18 protein-coding genes are annotated in these 15,727 nt (G+C 58.9%); 12 read left to right on the top strand and 6 right to left on the bottom strand.

Annotated elements, in window-relative coordinates:
* The first annotated feature begins 45 nt into the window (after positions 1–45).
* From ACFOFO_RS03450 to ACFOFO_RS03410, 9 genes are all read left to right on the top strand, one after another.
* A complete protein-coding gene (locus ACFOFO_RS03450) occupies positions 46–1,230 on the top strand; it encodes a patatin-like phospholipase family protein (protein ID WP_390326269.1) in 1,185 nt (394 codons plus the stop codon).
* Positions 1,227–1,484, top strand: a complete 258-nt coding sequence (locus tag ACFOFO_RS03445) for a hypothetical protein (RefSeq protein WP_390326267.1) — start codon at positions 1,227–1,229, stop codon at positions 1,482–1,484. Before ACFOFO_RS03450 ends, ACFOFO_RS03445 begins: the two co-directional genes overlap by 4 nt.
* Before the next feature lie 90 nt (positions 1,485–1,574).
* Positions 1,575–1,946, top strand: a complete 372-nt coding sequence (locus tag ACFOFO_RS03440; RefSeq protein ID WP_390330853.1) for a guanyl-specific ribonuclease — start codon at positions 1,575–1,577, stop codon at positions 1,944–1,946.
* Positions 1,885–2,409, top strand: a complete 525-nt coding sequence (locus tag ACFOFO_RS03435) for a barstar family protein (RefSeq protein ID WP_390326263.1) — start codon at positions 1,885–1,887, stop codon at positions 2,407–2,409. Before ACFOFO_RS03440 ends, ACFOFO_RS03435 begins: the two co-directional genes overlap by 62 nt.
* A 114-nt stretch (positions 2,410–2,523) precedes the next feature.
* Positions 2,524–3,204: a phosphoribosylglycinamide formyltransferase gene (gene purN, locus ACFOFO_RS03430; protein WP_390326261.1), complete on the top strand. Its 681-nt coding sequence runs from the start codon at positions 2,524–2,526 to the stop codon at positions 3,202–3,204.
* The gene (locus ACFOFO_RS03425) at positions 3,179–4,534 is read left to right on the top strand and encodes an RsmB/NOP family class I SAM-dependent RNA methyltransferase (protein WP_390326258.1); all 1,356 of its coding nucleotides are present in this window, start codon (positions 3,179–3,181) and stop codon (positions 4,532–4,534) included. The genes purN and ACFOFO_RS03425 overlap by 26 nt, the downstream gene beginning before the upstream one ends.
* The gene (locus ACFOFO_RS03420) at positions 4,531–5,118 is read left to right on the top strand and encodes a phospholipase D family nuclease (protein WP_390326255.1); all 588 of its coding nucleotides are present in this window, start codon (positions 4,531–4,533) and stop codon (positions 5,116–5,118) included. Before ACFOFO_RS03425 ends, ACFOFO_RS03420 begins: the two co-directional genes overlap by 4 nt.
* 185 nt (positions 5,119–5,303) lie before the next feature.
* Positions 5,304–6,599: a mechanosensitive ion channel family protein gene (locus ACFOFO_RS03415; RefSeq protein ID WP_390326253.1), complete on the top strand. Its 1,296-nt coding sequence runs from the start codon at positions 5,304–5,306 to the stop codon at positions 6,597–6,599.
* Positions 6,600–6,734: 135 nt separating this feature from the next.
* Positions 6,735–7,937, top strand: coding sequence for a DesA family fatty acid desaturase (locus ACFOFO_RS03410; RefSeq protein WP_390330852.1), 1,203 nt, complete (start codon positions 6,735–6,737; stop codon positions 7,935–7,937).
* A 94-nt stretch (positions 7,938–8,031) separates the two neighbouring features.
* Here ACFOFO_RS03410 and ACFOFO_RS03405 read toward each other — a convergent pair whose 3' ends face one another.
* Both ACFOFO_RS03405 and gntR read right to left on the bottom strand, forming a co-directional pair.
* On the bottom strand, positions 8,032–8,244 hold the full coding sequence (locus ACFOFO_RS03405; protein ID WP_390326252.1) for a DUF3820 family protein: 213 nt from the start codon (positions 8,242–8,244) through the stop codon (positions 8,032–8,034).
* A 93-nt stretch (positions 8,245–8,337) separates the two neighbouring features.
* Positions 8,338–9,360, bottom strand: a complete 1,023-nt coding sequence (gntR, locus tag ACFOFO_RS03400) for an HTH-type transcriptional regulator GntR (protein ID WP_390326249.1) — start codon at positions 9,358–9,360, stop codon at positions 8,338–8,340.
* 260 nt (positions 9,361–9,620) lie between these two features.
* On the opposite strand from gntR, the gene ACFOFO_RS03395 reads away from it, so the two are divergent.
* From ACFOFO_RS03395 to ACFOFO_RS03385, 3 genes are all read left to right on the top strand, one after another.
* Positions 9,621–10,163, top strand: a complete 543-nt coding sequence (locus ACFOFO_RS03395) for a gluconokinase (protein WP_390330850.1) — start codon at positions 9,621–9,623, stop codon at positions 10,161–10,163.
* A 39-nt stretch (positions 10,164–10,202) separates the two neighbouring features.
* Complete coding sequence (locus ACFOFO_RS03390) at positions 10,203–11,522, top strand: MFS transporter (protein ID WP_390326246.1); 1,320 nt, start codon at positions 10,203–10,205, stop codon at positions 11,520–11,522.
* Between the two features lie 307 nt (positions 11,523–11,829).
* Positions 11,830–12,885, top strand: coding sequence for a porin (locus ACFOFO_RS03385; protein ID WP_390326245.1), 1,056 nt, complete (start codon positions 11,830–11,832; stop codon positions 12,883–12,885).
* Positions 12,886–13,005: 120 nt separating this feature from the next.
* Here the strand turns inward: ACFOFO_RS03385 and ACFOFO_RS03380 are convergent, their stop codons facing one another.
* From ACFOFO_RS03380 to radC, 4 genes are all read right to left on the bottom strand, one after another.
* Entirely contained in the window at positions 13,006–13,737 is a 732-nt protein-coding gene (locus ACFOFO_RS03380) for a carbonic anhydrase (protein ID WP_390326243.1), read from the bottom strand.
* A gap of 493 nt (positions 13,738–14,230) precedes the next feature.
* Positions 14,231–14,398: a 50S ribosomal protein L33 gene (gene rpmG, locus ACFOFO_RS03375; RefSeq protein WP_009667251.1), complete on the bottom strand. Its 168-nt coding sequence runs from the start codon at positions 14,396–14,398 to the stop codon at positions 14,231–14,233.
* Positions 14,399–14,428: 30 nt separating this feature from the next.
* Positions 14,429–14,665, bottom strand: coding sequence for a 50S ribosomal protein L28 (rpmB, locus tag ACFOFO_RS03370; RefSeq protein WP_390326241.1), 237 nt, complete (start codon positions 14,663–14,665; stop codon positions 14,429–14,431).
* Between the two features lie 280 nt (positions 14,666–14,945).
* The gene (gene radC, locus ACFOFO_RS03365; protein WP_390330849.1) at positions 14,946–15,620 is read right to left on the bottom strand and encodes a RadC family protein; all 675 of its coding nucleotides are present in this window, start codon (positions 15,618–15,620) and stop codon (positions 14,946–14,948) included.
* Positions 15,621–15,727: the final 107 nt, after the last annotated feature.

Genomic DNA, 15,727 nt, shown 5'->3' with positions numbered 1-15,727 from the left:
AGCTTGCCTCTCCTCAAGCTGCAAATAGCCTGCTAGTCTCCCAGCATGGGTACCGACGCAATCACCAAATCGGAAAAAACCGGCTTGATCCTGAGCGGCGGCGGCGCGCGGGCCGCGTATCAGGTCGGGGTACTGCAAGCAGTCGCCGGCATTCTGGCGATGGCCGGCTTGCCGACCCGGCGCAACCCGTTCGATATCATTTGCGGCACCTCGGCCGGCGCCATCAACGCCACTGCGCTGGCCTGCCACAGCGACGACTTCGGCGAAGGCGTCAAGAAGATCGCCGACGTCTGGGCCCACTTCCGCGCCGAGCAGGTGTACCGCTCCGACTCGCTCGGTGTGCTGCGTTCCGGCGCGCGCTGGCTGTCGCTGCTGTCGTTCGGCTGGTTGTTGCGTAGCTGGCGCGTGTCGCCGCCCAATTCGCTGCTCGACAATACCCCGCTGGCGACCTTGCTGCACCGGATGCTGGATCTGCCGCGCCTCGATGCTGCGCTGGCTAACGGTCATCTGCACGCGCTGGCCGTCACCGCGTCGTCATACACTGCCGGTCAGCACATCACGTTTTACCAGAGCGCGGCGCAGATCGACCCATGGGTACGGATGCAGCGCATTGCGCAAGCCGACCAGATCGGGGTCGAGCATCTGCTGGCATCGTCAGCGCTGCCATTCATCTTTCCGGCGATTCCGCTGTATTGCGGCGGCCGTCGCGAATATTGCGGCGACGGTTCGATGCGGCAGTTGGCGCCGATTTCGCCGGCGATCCATCTCGGCGCCGACAAGGTGCTGGTGATCGGCGCCGGCCGCCTGAGCGAGCCGGCGCAACAAACGGTTGAATTCGCCCGCTACCCGAGCGTGGCCCAGATCGCCGGGCACGCGATGTCGAGCATTTTTCTCGACAGCCTGGCCGTGGATATCGAGCGGCTGAACCGGATCAACCTGACGCTATCGTTCCTGACGGAAGAGCAACGGCAGCGCACGCCGCTGCGACCGATCGAGATCCTGGTGATCGCGCCGTCGCAACGGCTCGATGAAATCGCCAGCCGCCATATCGGCAGCCTGCCGCGACCGATCCGCACCCTGCTCAGCGGCATTGGTGCCACCGAGGCGCGCGGCGCGGCGCTGGCCTCTTATCTATTGTTCGAATCGAGCTATACCCAGGAGCTGATCGCATTGGGCCAGCACGACACCTATGCCCGCAGCCACGATGTGCTGACGTTTTTCAATCAATGACGGCGTTGCCGCATGCCTGGATCGCCCGCGTTGTTTTTCAAGCGATTGGTGAGTATGTCTGTTTGGCCCACTATTCTATTGCGTATAATGATGATGTTGCCATGAGTATATCGACGTGCATCATGACCTCCGTCGATCAGGTCACTGCGCCGCACGGACCGGCAACCGCGCGCCGGCATGCGAAGTGGCCGATTTTGAAGAATAAAAGCGGTTTTCGCGCCGATTCGGCGCAACTAAGCGACTTAAGCCGCTAATTCGGGTTGATTCGTTTTGTACAACACGTTACCCTATCGGGAATCCTCATTAGATTGCCGTTAAGTAACTGGGACCATCAGGAAGCGACCGTGAATTTCAAGTGCTTGAAGAATTGGATGTTTTTCCTGGTCGGCGCCTTGCTGTCGCTGACCGTGTTCGCCAGGGGCGCGCTGCCGCCGGGAAGCATCGCGGTCGCCCAATTGCCGCGCGAGGCGCAGCAAACGCTGGTGCGGATCAAGCAGGGCGGGCCTTTCCCGTATGCCAAGGACGGTGTCGTATTTGGCAATTACGAGAAGGCATTGCCGAAACGAGGGCGCGGTTATTACCGTGAATACACCGTCAAGACGCCGGGTGTGCGCAGCCGCGGCGCGCGCCGCCTGATCGCTGGCGGCGCGGCCAATGCCGGCGAATATTATTACACCGACGATCATTACGCGACTTTTTCCCGCGTCCAAGAGTAACGAGAGCAACGAGCGCAACCAAAGACCATCTATGCAAAGAACAATCGCACCGAGCGAGGGAGAAATGAGTTTGTTTAAAACCGTGCCGCCAAATGTGGTGCAGTCCATTCGCGCCTTTCGCGTCGATGACTTGCAGGCTGAGGCCGCTCGTCTCGGGCAGCATTTCCTGTACGCACATTGCGCCCATGCAACGACCAAACAACAGGTGCTGGCGACCATCGCCGAAGCCTTTCAATTCCCCAAGCATTTCGGCAAGAATTTCGACGCGCTGGGTGACTGCCTGACCGATCTGGTATACAAGGCTGGCCCCCAGCCCGGTTTCCTGGTGGTGCTGGAACAGCTGCCGAACACCCCGAAGTTCGATAAGGAAGGGCGCGAGACGCTGCTCGACGTGTTCCGCGATGCAGCCGATTTCTGGGCCGACAAGAAGGTCGCGTTCCGGGTGTTTTACTCGTTTGAGTGAGCCGCTACTGCCGCCCGGCGTGCTGACATTGGCACCGCAGAGTCACTAAGGAGCCGGCCCGACAGCCGGCTTTTTGTTTGGGGCCGGCAGGCCGCAACGGGTACAATGCGCGCTATGAGAAATATCGTCATTTTGATTTCCGGCCGCGGCAGCAATATGGAAGCCATCGTGCGTGCGGCCCGGGCGGAGCAGTGGCCGGCCAACATCGCCGCCGTCGTCAGCAACCGCGCCGATGCCGCGGGTCTGCAGTTTGCCGCCGCACACGGCATCGAGACCGCGGTGGTGCCGAACCGGGACTATCCGACGCGCGACGCATTCGACGCCGCATTGCAGGCGACCATCGAGCGTTTTTCGCCTGACCTGGTGGTGCTCGCGGGTTTCCTGCGGATCCTGACGGCGCCGTTGGTCGCGCATTATGCAGGCCGTATGCTTAATATTCATCCATCGCTGCTGCCGAGTTTTCCCGGTCTGGCGACGCATCGCCAGGCGCTCGTGGCCGGCGTCAAGCTGCATGGCGCGACGGTCCATTTTGTCACTGCCGACCTCGATCACGGACCGATCGTGGCGCAGAGCGCGGTGCCGGTGCTGGCTGACGATAGCGAGGACAGCCTGGCGGCGCGCGTGCTGACGCAGGAACATCTTATTTATCCAGCCGCGGTACGCAGCTTTGTCGAAGGTCGGCTGACGCTGGCCGATGGCCGCGTCCGGCTGGATGCCGGGCGTAGTGCCCAGGCACAGAACACACCGCCCCATTTTGTAGAGGATTCACATGAGATTGCCACCGGCGATTATTAACAATACCGAAGAAGTGCTGCGCGAAATCCTGCGCTTTACCGCGCCCGCCGACAGCACGCTGTCGCGCTATTTCCGCGACCATCCGCGGCTCGGCTCGCGCGAGCGCGGCGCGATCGCGGAAGGCATCTACGCGGTACTGCGCAACAAATCCTTCTATACCGATTTTGCCGAGGCCGGCAGCACGCCGACCATGCGCCGCCTCAGCCTGCTCGGTCTGGCGGCCGCGGTCGGCATCGATTCGCTGGGTGGACTGAGCGAAGAAGAGAGCGAATGGCTGACGCGTATCGAGCAGATCGACCGCACGCTGCTGCCGCCCATGATGCGCGCCAATCTGCCGAAGTGGTTGTACGACAAACTGGTGGCCCAGAATGGCGAGGCGGACACCTTGCAACTGGCCGATGCGCTGAACCAGCCGGCACCGCTCGATTTGCGGGTCAATACCATCAAGGCCAGCAAGGATGAAGTGGTGGCGGCGCTGGCCACCGCACCGATCCTGTGCGAGCCGACGCCTTATGCGCCGCTGTGTCTGCGTGTGCTGAAGAAGCCGTCGCTGCAGAATCTGCCGCTGTTCAAGAACGGCGCGATCGAGGTGCAGGATGAAGGCAGCCAGATTCTGGCGCAGATCGTCGGCGCCAAGCGCGGCGAGATGGTGGTCGATTTCTGTGCCGGCGCCGGCGGCAAGACGCTGGCGCTGGGCGCACTGATGCGCAACACCGGGCGCCTGTACGCGTTCGACGTGTCCGACAAGCGCCTCACCAAGCTCAAGCCGCGGCTCGCCCGCAGCGGCTTGTCGAACGTGCATCCGGTGCTGATCGCGCATGAACGGGACGCCAAGATCAAGCGTCTGGCCGGCAAGATCGACCGCGTGCTGGTCGACGCGCCGTGCAGCGGCCTGGGTACACTGCGCCGCAACCCGGACGTTAAATGGCGGCAGTCGGAGCGTGCGATTGTCGAACTGAACGAGAAGCAGAATGCCATCATGGCCGGCGCCGCACGGCTGGTCAAATCGGGCGGCCGCCTGGTGTATGCGACCTGCAGCCTGCTGGATGAGGAAAACGAGGCGGTGGTGGCGCAATTCCTGGCGACGCACGACGACTTTGCGCTGGTGCCGATGCGGGACGTGCTGGCCGAGCAAAAGATCGCGCTCGAGATGGACGATTACCTGAAATTGCTGCCACACAAGCATCAGACCGACGGGTTCTTCGCCGCCGTCCTGGAGCGAAAAAAACTGCCGGCCAAGCCAGCGCAGGTGCGCGCAGACGCCGCTGCAGCAGACGCGATTGAACCCAGCGACAGCGATACCGACCTGGCGCAGTCGGCAGCGGAATGAGCGATAGCGCCGCCGGTCGTGCCTGGCAGGCGACGCGCTGGAGCCTGCTGGCGCTAGCCTTGTTGGCCGCGCGCGCCTATGGTTTCGAGGCGGCCCAGCCGGCACCGCCGATCGCGGCGCAGGGTACCTTGCAGGCTGCATTCGCGCCGTGGGACGATGTCGAGGGACTGCTGGTCGCCACCATCGCCGGCGCCCGTCAGCAAGTGCTGGTGCAGGCCTATCTGCTGACCAGCAAGGAGATCGCGGCCAGCCTGATCGCCGCCAAACGGCGCGGCGTCGATGTGCGCGTGATGGTCGATGCCGAACAGTATGCCAAGGTGCCGGCCTCGAAAGTGCTCGATCTGGTCGCCGCCGGCATCCCGGTCTGGCAAGAAACCCGCTACCAGAACGCGCACAACAAGGTAGTCGTGATCGACCCCGCCACGGCGGGCGCGACGGTGATTACCGGTAGCTATAATTTCACCTGGAGCGCGCAGCACAAGAATGCCGAAAACGTGCTGATCGTGCGAAAGAATCCGGCGCTGGCGGCGCAATATGCGCAAAACTGGGAGCGTCAGCGGCAGCAAGCGACGCCCTGGAAATAAAGCGCGGGCGCCGCGCTTGTGGCCGGTATTTCAGCCCCCCCCCGCAGCGATGATGCCGATAAATACTATCCCCTTGTATGCATGATTTGCGCAATCATTTCCTGCGGAATCAAGGATATGTACTAAGGAGTATCTTATGAATCAAGTAAATTCTCGTCCTTGCTGCGCAACCTGAACCCACCACGATGATACCAACCCTGTTTTCCAACCTGCTGTCCGATCTGTGGGGCGACATGCGGAACGCCGATGTGGTGTGGCAAGTCGGCGCCATTTTGCTGTGTGTCGCCGTCGGCTGGGGACTGGCACGACTGCTGCGGCGCTGGATTGCGGCGCGCGGCGAGCAGCAGCGCATCGTCCGGCTCGGGGTAGAGAGTTTTACGCGGGTCTTGTCGCCGCTGCTGATTCTCCTGTTGCTGCTCGCCGCCAAACCGCTGCTGGCACCCGCGCATCACAACAACCTGCTGCGGGTGGCGATCCCGCTGGCGGCGTCGCTGGTGTTAATACGGCTCGGTTTTCACATTCTGCGGCGCGCGTTCGGGCGCCAGGGGCAGGTCGGCAATTTTCTGCTGATATTCGAAAAGCTGTTTGCCGCGCTGATCTGGGTCGGCGTCGCGCTGTATATCACCGGCCTGTGGGCCGAGCTGCTGCAATACCTGGACGAGACCCTGATCCCGGTCGGGCGCCATAAAGTATCGTTGCAAACCGTGCTGCAGGCGGTGGTGTCGGTGATCGTGACGCTGACCCTGGCGTTGTGGGCCGGCACCGCGCTGGAAGACCGGCTGATGCGGGTCGACACCTTGCACAGCTCGACGCGGGCGGTCATCACACGGATGGGGCGCGCACTGCTGATCGTGCTGGCGGTGCTGGCCAGCCTGTCGATGGTCGGTATCGATCCGACCGTGCTGTCGGTATTCGGCGGCGCGCTCGGCGTCGGTCTCGGCCTGGGCTTGCAAAAGATCGCCAGCAATTATGTATCCGGCTTTGTGGTGCTGATCGAGCGCAGGCTGGCGATCGGCGACATGATCACCGTCGATAAATATTATGGCAAGATTACGCAGATCAATGCACGCTACACGGTGCTACATGGGCCGGATGGCGTCGAACACGTGATTCCGAACGAGATGCTGGTATCGGGCCCGGTGCAAAACGAGTCCGCCCATGCGTCGCTGTGGTTGAAAACCGCGGTCTCGGTAAGTTATCATACTGACATTGAATTGGTATTGCAATTATTGAAAGATGCCGCCGCCAGCGTCGAGCGGGTGGCGAAAGAGCCGGCGCCGAGTGCGCGGCTGGCCAATTTTGGCGCCAACGGGCTGGACCTGGAAGTCAGTTTTGCCATCCGCGACCCCGAGAATGGCCGGGGCAGTGTGGCACCCGATATCAATCTGGCAATATGGCGATCGTTCCAGCAGCACCAGATTTCTGTCTCATATCCACAACGCGAGATCAGGATACTTAGCGAGGAGTTGACAACTAAATAAGCGTAGAAAAAAGACGATGGAGAAATATTCTGTCAAAGCCAGTGAGACTCACGTACAATTGCATGATGCTTGGGTCGGGTTGCGCTCGCGCAAGAAATTCGAGCTGGAAATTTTTATCACCGGAGCAAAACTATTTTGAATACAGTTTTTGATGCTGTGCTGGATTTTTTGTCGAATGGCGTAACGCGCGCCAGCGGCTGGCAGGTGGTCGCCTATACCATGGTGGTCACTCATATCACGATCGTCGCCGTCACGATTTTCCTGCACCGCTGCCAATCCCATCGGGCACTCGATCTGCACGCCATCCCGAGCCATTTTTTCCGCTTCTGGCTGTGGCTGACCACCGGTATGGTGACCAAGGAATTTGCTGCGATCCATCGCAAGCATCACGCCAAATGCGAAACCGAAGAAGACCCGCACAGCCCGGTCACTCGTGGCATCAAGAAAGTGTTGCTGGAAGGCACCGAACTATATCGCGCCGAATCCAAAAATCTTGAAACAATCGAGAAATACGGCACCGGCACGCCCGACGACTGGATCGAACGCAATCTGTATACCAAGCACAGCGCCTGGGGCGTGGTGCTGATGATGATCATCGACCTGGCCCTGTTCGGCGTGATCGGCATTACCGTTTGGGCGGTGCAGATGGCGTGGATTCCGGTCACGGCGACCGCGATCATCAACGGCATCGGCCACTATTGGGGCTATCGCAATTACGACTGCGCCGACGCTGCCACCAACGTATTTCCGATCGGCATCCTGATCGGCGGCGAGGAGCTGCACAACAACCACCACACGTTCGGCACCTCGGCCAAGCTGTCGTCGAAGTGGTATGAATTCGACATCGGCTGGATGTATATCCGCCTGATGGAAATGGTCGGCCTGGCCAAGGTCAAGAAAGTCGCGCCGACACCGAAATTTGCGACCGCCAAATTGGTGGCCGACCTCGATACCTTGCAGGCGGTGATCGCGAATCGTTATGACGTGATGGCCAAATACGCGAAGTCGCTGAAGCGTACCTGGCAGGCCGAGATCGAGCCGCTGAAGGAAACGGCCAAGCTCGAACCGGGCTTCCTGAAGTCCTCGAAAAAGCTGCTACAACGCGAACCGGCCAAACTCGAAACACCGCAAAAGCAGCAACTGACCGAGCTGTTCCTGCACAGTAAAGCACTGCAGACCATGCATGAAATGCGGGTCGAACTGGGCGCGATCTGGGAACGTTCACATTTCACCCGTGATCAGCTGCTGCAACAATTGCAGGACTGGTGCGCGCGGGCCGAAGCGTCCGGCATCCATGCGCTGCAGGATTTCTCGCGCCGCTTGCGTAGCTATGCGTGATTGATTCCTGATCAAATGAAAACGGCACCTGCGGGTGCCGTTTTTTTTTGCGCCTGATGGGTCCGACACTGTCATCACACACATCACACCTGCATTATGGTTTGCGTAACGGATCAAGCAAATGCCGCAACGCGTTGTGGTCCAGCTCGTACATCAGCGCAATCAAGCCGCCCAGTTCGCCTGACGGAAAGCCCGCGCGGGCGAACCAGCCAAGGTAATGCCCCGGCAAATCGGCGATCAGACGCCCCTTGTATTTCCCGTAAGGCATTTCACGGGTGACTAACAGTCGTAGCAGTTCCGGATTCATTGTGGTGTCAGACCCGCGTCCAGCTGATAGGCACTTCGCAGCTTAGCCTTGTTCGCCACGTGCGCGCGTGTCTGCGCGCACGCCAGACCTTCATCATGTACTTTCTCGCACCCGCAGGGAAAACCCCAGATCGATGTTGGATGCGGCCGGCGTTTCGCCCCTCATTCGTTGCAGCAGCATGGTCGCGGCGGCATGGCCGATGTTGTAGCGCGGCGTCGCAATCGTGGTGAGTGATGGGCTCACCCAGGCCGAGGCGGCAAGATCATTGAAGCCGGCGACCGCGAGCTGCTCCGGCACGCGAATGTCGCGCCGCCGGGATTCAAACAGCACGCCCAGCGCCAGGTCATCATTACAGCAAAACAGGGCATCACAGTCCGGCGCTTGCCGTAACAGCCGACCCAGCATGTCTACCCCCAGGCCGATGGAAGAGGGTGTGGCATCCAGAATTTCTCCTGCAGCGAAAGGCAATCCGGCCTCCTGCAAGGCGCTGCGATAGCCATATAGGCGTTGCATCACGCGCGGATCCAGTTGCGCGCCGAGAAAGCCGATGCGCCGATAACCGCGGCTCAGCAAATGGGATGCCATTGCGTGCCCGGCATCAAATTGGTTGAGACCGACGCAATAAGAGTCCGGTCCCGCCAGCTCCATCATGTGGACCACCGGCATCCGGCTTTTTTCCAGCAATTGCCGGATTAATGGGGTCTGGTCGAAACCCGTCAGTAGTACGCCGTCCGGTGAATGCTCCAGATAGGCACGAAACAGATTCTCTTCCTCGGCGGGCGAATAGCGGGTGTCGCCGATCAAGGTACGGTAGCCGTGCGCGTGCAGCACGTCGCGCGCCCCTGCCAACACATCCGTAAATACCGTATTCGACAGCGACGGAATCAGGACCGCGACGCTGTCGGAGCGCGCCCGCGCCAGTGCTCTTGCCGCGCGGTTTGGTATGTAGCCGATGTCGGCAATGACCGATGCAATCTGTGTGCGCAGCTCTTCGGAGACCAGTTGCGGGGTGTTGATCGCGCGCGACACGGTGATGCTGCTGACACCGACACGCGCGGCGATGTCGGCGAGAGTGGCCCGCTCGGACTGGGTAGGGCGCGGTTTTCGGATTGACATAAAGGACTTTTTACGGGAATCAGGTGGCAAAGGCAATGACTATAGTTTCTTTTTGCAACGCAATGTCTGCCGCCGGCGCAGGCAGTGGGCGGACGACCGTCATTGTAGAAAATTAGACAATAATTTGCTGCGGCGCGACATCGAAAGTACTTTACAAACTGTCCAACATCATTAAAATGCATGTCAATGTTAGCGCTAACATTGACTCAAGACGACATGAAATGCGGTCGTGCCTAGCGAATGAAACTCTTGGATTCAGTATGAACAAAACAGTGGGCAACACGGCAGGCTCCCCCAAACGGTGGGTGGTGATGGGGGTCAGCGGCTGCGGCAAAAGCGAAATCGGACAGCGGCTGGCGGACCGCCTCGGTATTGCCTATGTGGAAGGTGACAACGACCATCCCGCGGCCAATATTGCGAAGATGGCGACCGGCACGCCGCTCGACGATACCGACCGCAATGAGTGGCTGCTGGGTCTGCAAGCCCGAATTCGGGCTGCGCAGCAGCGCGGCGAAGCTTTGGTGCTGTCCTGTTCGGCATTGAAGCGGCGCTATCGGGATCTGTTGCGGGCAGGCGATCCGGCCCTGGTGTTTATCCATTTGGAAGGCGACCGCGATCTGATCGCATCTCGCATGCGGCAAAGGCCGGGCCATTTTATGCCGGTCACGCTGCTCGACAGCCAGTTTCTCGATTTGGAGCCCTTGATGGATGACGAATTGGGGATCCGTCTGAATATCGAATGCGGTCCCGAGCAGATCGTGGATCAGGTGCTACAGCGATTTAGCAAAGACGTAGAAATATAAATTCCAAAAGCAGTTTCAGAAAACCACGAGGAGACACAGATGGCAATATTTTTAGGCAAGCGCATTCCAAATCGGCGTTGGGGCATCGGCAGCCTGCTCGGCATCGGGGTGCTGATCAACTACATCGACCGCATCAGTCTGTCGGTCGCGGCGCCGCAGATCAAGGAAGCATTCAACCTGGGCCCGGTGGAACTGGGGTTGTTATTTAGCGCATTCTTTTGGTCTTATGCATTGCTGCAAATACCGGCCGGCGTGATACTCGACCGTTTTGGCGTCACCAAAGTAGGGCGCTGGGGCGCGTTCTTATGGGGAACAGCCGCCACCATCACCGCCTTTGCCAGCGGCTTCGGCGGCATATTTGCGGCGCGGGTGATGCTTGGCATTGCCGAGGCGCCCGGATTCCCGGTCAGCTCGAAAGCGACCGGCTACTGGTTTCCGCGCAAAGAGCGCGGTCTGGCGACCGCGATTTTTGACGCTGCGGCAAAATTCTCCAATGTGATCGGCGTGCCGTTGGTGGCATTTTCGGTGGTCGCGTTGGGCTGGCGCTGGGGCTTTGGCATGACGGCGATGTTGAGCTTCCTGTATTTCATCGCCTTTTTCATTTTTTATCGCGACCCGAGCCAGGACACCAAGCTCAGCCAACTGGAGTATGCCTACATCAAGGAGGGCGGCGCGACCCTGGAAGGCCCCTCCGGCGTGAGCCCGATGGGGATGTTGAGTCACCTGCTGCGCAATGCCAAGGTCTGGGGCTTGACCATCGGTTTTGCCGCCTACGGTTACTCCTTCTATCTGTTCCTCACCTGGTTGCCTGGTTATCTGGTCCAGACCATGCACATGAGTATCCTGAAATCGGCCGGCTATGCCGCCATCCCATGGGCCGTGGCCACCGCGACCGATCTGTTTGTCGGCGGCTGGCTGATCGATCATCTTATTTCGAACGGACGGGACGAATCGAAGGTCAGAAAAGCGGTGCTGATCGTCGGCATGTTGTTCGGCCTCGCTGTGTTTGGCGCCACCCAGACCACGGATCCCGCATGGGCCATTTTCTGGATTTCAGTCGCACTCGGCGGATTGGCCTCGGCCGCACCGGTCGGCTGGTCGCTGCCCTCGTTGATCGCACCGAAGGGCGGTGTCGGCACCATCGGCGGCATCATGAATTTCGTGAACAACCTGATGGGTGCCGCTGCCCCGATCGTCACCGGAATCATCGTCGGCGCGACCAATTCCTTTGCCAATGCATTCTTCGTCGCGGGGGTGATACTGGTCATCGGCATTATTTCCTTCGTCTTCGTGCTCGGAAAAATTGAACCGATCCCGGACATCATCGAGCCGTCAGTGCCACGCCCTGCAGCGGTGTGACACGTAATTGTTGTGCAGCGGCCGGTGCCGGCAGGGCGGCATCGGGTGTCGGCGGTCGGCTTTCACGCGCAACCATCATCGTCGTTCGCCAGCACAGCCGGTGACCGTCACCCCGTGCTGCGTGTCGATTCCCCGTTCGCGGAGCGGGAAGATGCATGCACTCTGCGCGCCCAGTCACCGTCATCCGTGAAGCTGCTCTTCAGGTCGGGAGCGGACGGCTGGCGCGCTGCGCCATCACGCTTTGGCGCATTACATGACCATATAAAACAAATATCCATTCTGGATTCATAAACTCAGGAGACACCCAATGAAAAAACAAATTCTCGCCACACTGGCACTGGCCGCACTCGCAGGTACCGCCGCCGCACAAAGCAAGGTCACGATGTACGGCCTGGCGGACCTCGGACTAGACCGGCAAAGCGGCGGCACCGCCGGCAGCGTTACCAAGGTATCGAGTGGCATTCAAAATGGTTCGCGGCTCGGCTTCAAAGGCACCGAAGATTTGGGCGGCGGGGTGTCTGCGCTGTTCGTGCTGGAAATGGGCATTGCGATGGATACCGGGAACAGCAATCAGAGTGGGCGCCCGTTCGGCCGCCAGGCCTACACCGGCTTGAAAGGCGATTTCGGTGCCGTCACCCTGGGCCGGCAGTACACCGCGATCGACGGCGCATTGTGCGGTGGCACCGATCCTTTCGGTTGCGGCCTGGCAGGCACCGCCGGCAATCTGTTTTCCGATGGCGGTACGCCGACCAATGACGGCAACGGTTCCCGTACCAATAACGCGATCAAATATACGGCGCCGGTCACGGCCGGTTTCAATGCCGAAGCGACCTATGCACCAGGTGAAGTGGCTGGCAACAACACTGCCGGCCGCACGATGGGCGGAGCCATCGGCTATGGAAACGGTCCGTTCAATATCAAGCTGGCCCACAATAATGTCGCGAATGCGACCGATACCAGCCGCGCCAAAGTCACCTTCCTGGGCGGTAAATACGATTTTGGTCCAGTGGCATTGAGCCTGGGGCTGGCACTCAACAGGGACGCTTTTTCCAGCAACACCAACATCGCCAATCCGGACTCGAGAGATGTCCTCGCCGGTGTCACCGTGCCATGCGGCGCCGGCACGTTGCTGGCGTCCTTCATCAAGAAGACCGACAAGAGCGGCGCCGGCAACGACGCACGTCAGCTAGCCGTCGGCTATCTGTACGCACTGTCCAGGCGTACCAACCTGTACTCGTCTTATGCCCGCATCAACAATACGGTGCAGAACACGCAAGCGGCGAAGTTCTACACCGTGGGCAATGCGATTGACGGCGGCAGCGGCAATAGTGCATTCAATTTCGGTATGCGTCACACGTTCTGATGGCGTATTCGCATTAAACCTGCCGCTCGTCTTTCCCGCAAGCGGTCGTTCAAGGCTCAGGCAGTTCAGGCTACGGGGCACGCTGCTGGCGGCGCGCCCCGTTTGAGCGAGTCAGGCCAATTATTTTAATACTGTGCGTGAATTCACTGCTTGCACCGGACGATTGTTTGGATGGTGCATTACATGAGAGAAGGCTTCTACTTGCGCCTTGGAGACGGTGATCGGCTGTTTCATCACCAGCCACCGCACACCTTCCGAACAGGGAGGAGTTGTCAGTGAGCCGTTGAAACGGTAGTAGTCACGTTTGGCAGGGAGTAGCGCTGCTGCTGCAACAGGTGATGATAATGCGTTCGTCTCGCCTGCGTCTTTAGGCATCAGCGGCCATATCTTGGAAAGGGCTTTGTTTTCGGCCCCTTCTTTGAACATGACTGCAATAACTGCAAGGTTTCCATCTTTATCTGCATGTACCAAGTGCGCTTCCATTGGATATGACTTGCCATTGATCAGGTTCTCACTGGGCGCATGGAAATGAAATTGTTTGAGCTCGAATCGGATGCTATCGACTGTGACGCTGCTTCCTGCAGCATAATTTATTTGCACAGTGTGGCCATTGTTCAGGATTTCATTGCCACCGGTCTGATATGCAAATTTGATTGGTTTTAGATCAGCTTCGATGAAGCCAGTCAAATTGATCGGTGATTGATTCTTACCGGCACAGGCACCGTATTCAGGCGTCAGCGTGGCCCATTCATTCGGCCCGCCAGTACCTGAGTAAGTCCAGTGCGATTCGCTTCCAGCAAATGCAGCACAGGAAGCCAATAGCATGCCCCCAATCAGAACAGACTTTTTCAAAATTCACTCCTAGTTGATGCGCACCCGTGATAACAGTGCCAGGCTTCGGGTGCATTTAAGCCTAACGGAGAGAGTTTATCCGCCGCTGCAGTTTGAGCAGTCCGGCGGCGCCAGCCGTTCGGCCCTTTTCGTTATTTGCCAGATCATATCAAGCCGATGACAGTGAAATGGCTGCTTTCAGTGCGAATGGGTGACTGATTTGAGATGCGAATATGCGGCTGCTTTGGAATGCGAATCGATGCTTACTTTGATGCGAATATGCACTCATCATTGATACGAACGGGAGGGCACTGGTGCGAGCGTGTTTGGGAGCATAGTTTGGGAGCATAAATATCACCTGAATAGGCCAGCGGCAGCGAGTGCCGTGCCGCCCAATGGTCCGCCCACCGTGCAGTCCACCCACACGGTGAGCGAACCGGACGTAAACACCAAAAAGCCCCGCAAGACATCATCTTGCGGGGCTTTTTAGCAGAATCTGCAGAACCGGGATCAATTACTTGATCTTGGTTTCCTTGTATTCAACGTGCTTGCGGACTTTCGGGTCGAACTTCATGATCGACATTTTTTCCGGCGTCGTACGCTTGTTTTTGGTGGTGGTATAGAAATGACCGGTACCTGCGGTCGATTCCAGCTTGATTTTGTCGCGGCCTGATTTCGCCATGATTTCTCCTATATTTCGCTAGAGCGCGGGTTAGACTTTTTCGCCACGGGCGCGCATGTCTACGAGCACGGCGTCAATGCCGATTTTGTCGATCACGCGCAAACCGGCGTTGGATAGGCGCAGCGACACCCAGCGGTTTTCGGATTCAACAAAAATGCGGCGATTTTGCAGGTTAGGCAAAAAGCGACGCTTGGTTTTGTTATTTGCATGGGAAACATTGTTGCCGACCATCGGCTTCTTCCCGGTGACTTGGCAAACACGTGCCATGGCTCACTCCTTAAAAATTTCCGAAATTGGAAAAGAAGCGAGTATAGCCAAAAAACCTTGCTTTATCAATGACTTGTGAAAATTAATTGTGTCTTGCGCATCTGAATTAATTTAACAATTTGATTGTCGGTCGTCACATTCGGCTTTCACGCGGTCTGCGCCGCACACTGTGCGGTCCCGCCGTAAAAAATATACTGGATCCAGTATATTTTGGCGCCGCATATAAAATAAGGGGATCGGACTGTTTTTGATCGATACTCCCGGGAAAACACCATCTGCGTCAGATTTGTCCATGCTCGGCGAAGGAATACACGGTTGGCCCGGCGATAATGAAATGGTCGAGCACCCGCACGTCGACCAGGCTCAAGGCCTGCTTCAATGCCTGCGTTAGCGAGTGGTCGGCGGCGCTCGGTTCCGGCGTCCCGGACGGATGGTTGTGCGCCAGCATGAGGCTGGCCGCATTATGGCCAAGCGCGGCTTTCACCACTTCGCGCGGATAGACGCTGGTGTGGGTCAGAGTGCCGCGAAATAACTCCTCGCTCGCGATCAGGCGGTTTTTGACGTCCAGGAACAGCACCGCGAACGATTCGTACTGCTTGCCGGCCAGCAGCAGTTGTAGATATTGCTTGACCGCCTGTGGCGAACTGAGCGTGACGCCGGCCTGCAATTGTTCGGCCAGCGCGCGGCGCGCCAGTTCCAGCACCGCCTGCATCTGTGCATATTTGGCCGGGCCGAGCCCGTTGATGGCGGAAAAATCGTTCAAGCCAGCCGAGAACAGACCATTCAACGAGCCAAAATGGCCCACCATGTCGCGCCCGAGGTCGACTGCCGATTTGCCCTTGACGCCAATGCGCAAAAATACCGCCAATAGTTCAGGATCGGACAGCGCCTGGGCGCCGTGCTTGATCAGTCGTTCGCGCGGACGTTGGTCTTGCGGCCAGTCGGTGATTGCCATGTTTATTCCGTAGAAAGGGAAAATCGGGCCGCTGGCGGCTGCGCGGGACAAGCAGAGGTCGGATGGCCCGGCCACAGGTGGCTTACAATAGCGGTTGGCCTCATTAA

This window comes from Pseudundibacterium arcticum (assembly GCF_042646465.1).
In the GTDB taxonomy this organism is placed as follows: domain Bacteria; phylum Pseudomonadota; class Gammaproteobacteria; order Burkholderiales; family Burkholderiaceae_D; genus Undibacterium_A; species Undibacterium_A arcticum.
The sequence above is the reverse complement of the archived record's forward strand: the minus strand, read 5'-3'. Positions and strand labels throughout refer to the sequence as shown.

Excerpts from the sequence above, each read along its gene's own strand:
- ACFOFO_RS03450 (WP_390326269.1), top strand. The coding sequence starts at position 46 with ATGGGTACCGACGCAATCACCAAATCGGAAAAAACCGGCTTGATCCTG.
- ACFOFO_RS03445 (WP_390326267.1), top strand. The coding sequence starts at position 1,227 with ATGACGGCGTTGCCGCATGCCTGGATCGCCCGCGTTGTTTTTCAAGCG.
- ACFOFO_RS03435 (WP_390326263.1), top strand. The coding sequence starts at position 1,885 with ATGCCGGCGAATATTATTACACCGACGATCATTACGCGACTTTTTCCC.
- purN (WP_390326261.1), top strand. The coding sequence starts at position 2,524 with ATGAGAAATATCGTCATTTTGATTTCCGGCCGCGGCAGCAATATGGAA.
- ACFOFO_RS03425 (WP_390326258.1), top strand. The coding sequence starts at position 3,179 with ATGAGATTGCCACCGGCGATTATTAACAATACCGAAGAAGTGCTGCGC.
- ACFOFO_RS03420 (WP_390326255.1), top strand. The coding sequence starts at position 4,531 with ATGAGCGATAGCGCCGCCGGTCGTGCCTGGCAGGCGACGCGCTGGAGC.
- ACFOFO_RS03415 (WP_390326253.1), top strand. The coding sequence starts at position 5,304 with ATGATACCAACCCTGTTTTCCAACCTGCTGTCCGATCTGTGGGGCGAC.
- ACFOFO_RS03405 (WP_390326252.1), bottom strand. The coding sequence starts at position 8,244 with ATGAATCCGGAACTGCTACGACTGTTAGTCACCCGTGAAATGCCTTAC.
- gntR (WP_390326249.1), bottom strand. The coding sequence starts at position 9,360 with ATGTCAATCCGAAAACCGCGCCCTACCCAGTCCGAGCGGGCCACTCTC.
- ACFOFO_RS03395 (WP_390330850.1), top strand. The coding sequence starts at position 9,621 with ATGAACAAAACAGTGGGCAACACGGCAGGCTCCCCCAAACGGTGGGTG.
- ACFOFO_RS03390 (WP_390326246.1), top strand. The coding sequence starts at position 10,203 with ATGGCAATATTTTTAGGCAAGCGCATTCCAAATCGGCGTTGGGGCATC.
- ACFOFO_RS03385 (WP_390326245.1), top strand. The coding sequence starts at position 11,830 with ATGAAAAAACAAATTCTCGCCACACTGGCACTGGCCGCACTCGCAGGT.
- rpmG (WP_009667251.1), bottom strand. The coding sequence starts at position 14,398 with ATGGCGAAATCAGGCCGCGACAAAATCAAGCTGGAATCGACCGCAGGT.
- rpmB (WP_390326241.1), bottom strand. The coding sequence starts at position 14,665 with ATGGCACGTGTTTGCCAAGTCACCGGGAAGAAGCCGATGGTCGGCAAC.
- radC (WP_390330849.1), bottom strand. The coding sequence starts at position 15,620 with ATGGCAATCACCGACTGGCCGCAAGACCAACGTCCGCGCGAACGACTG.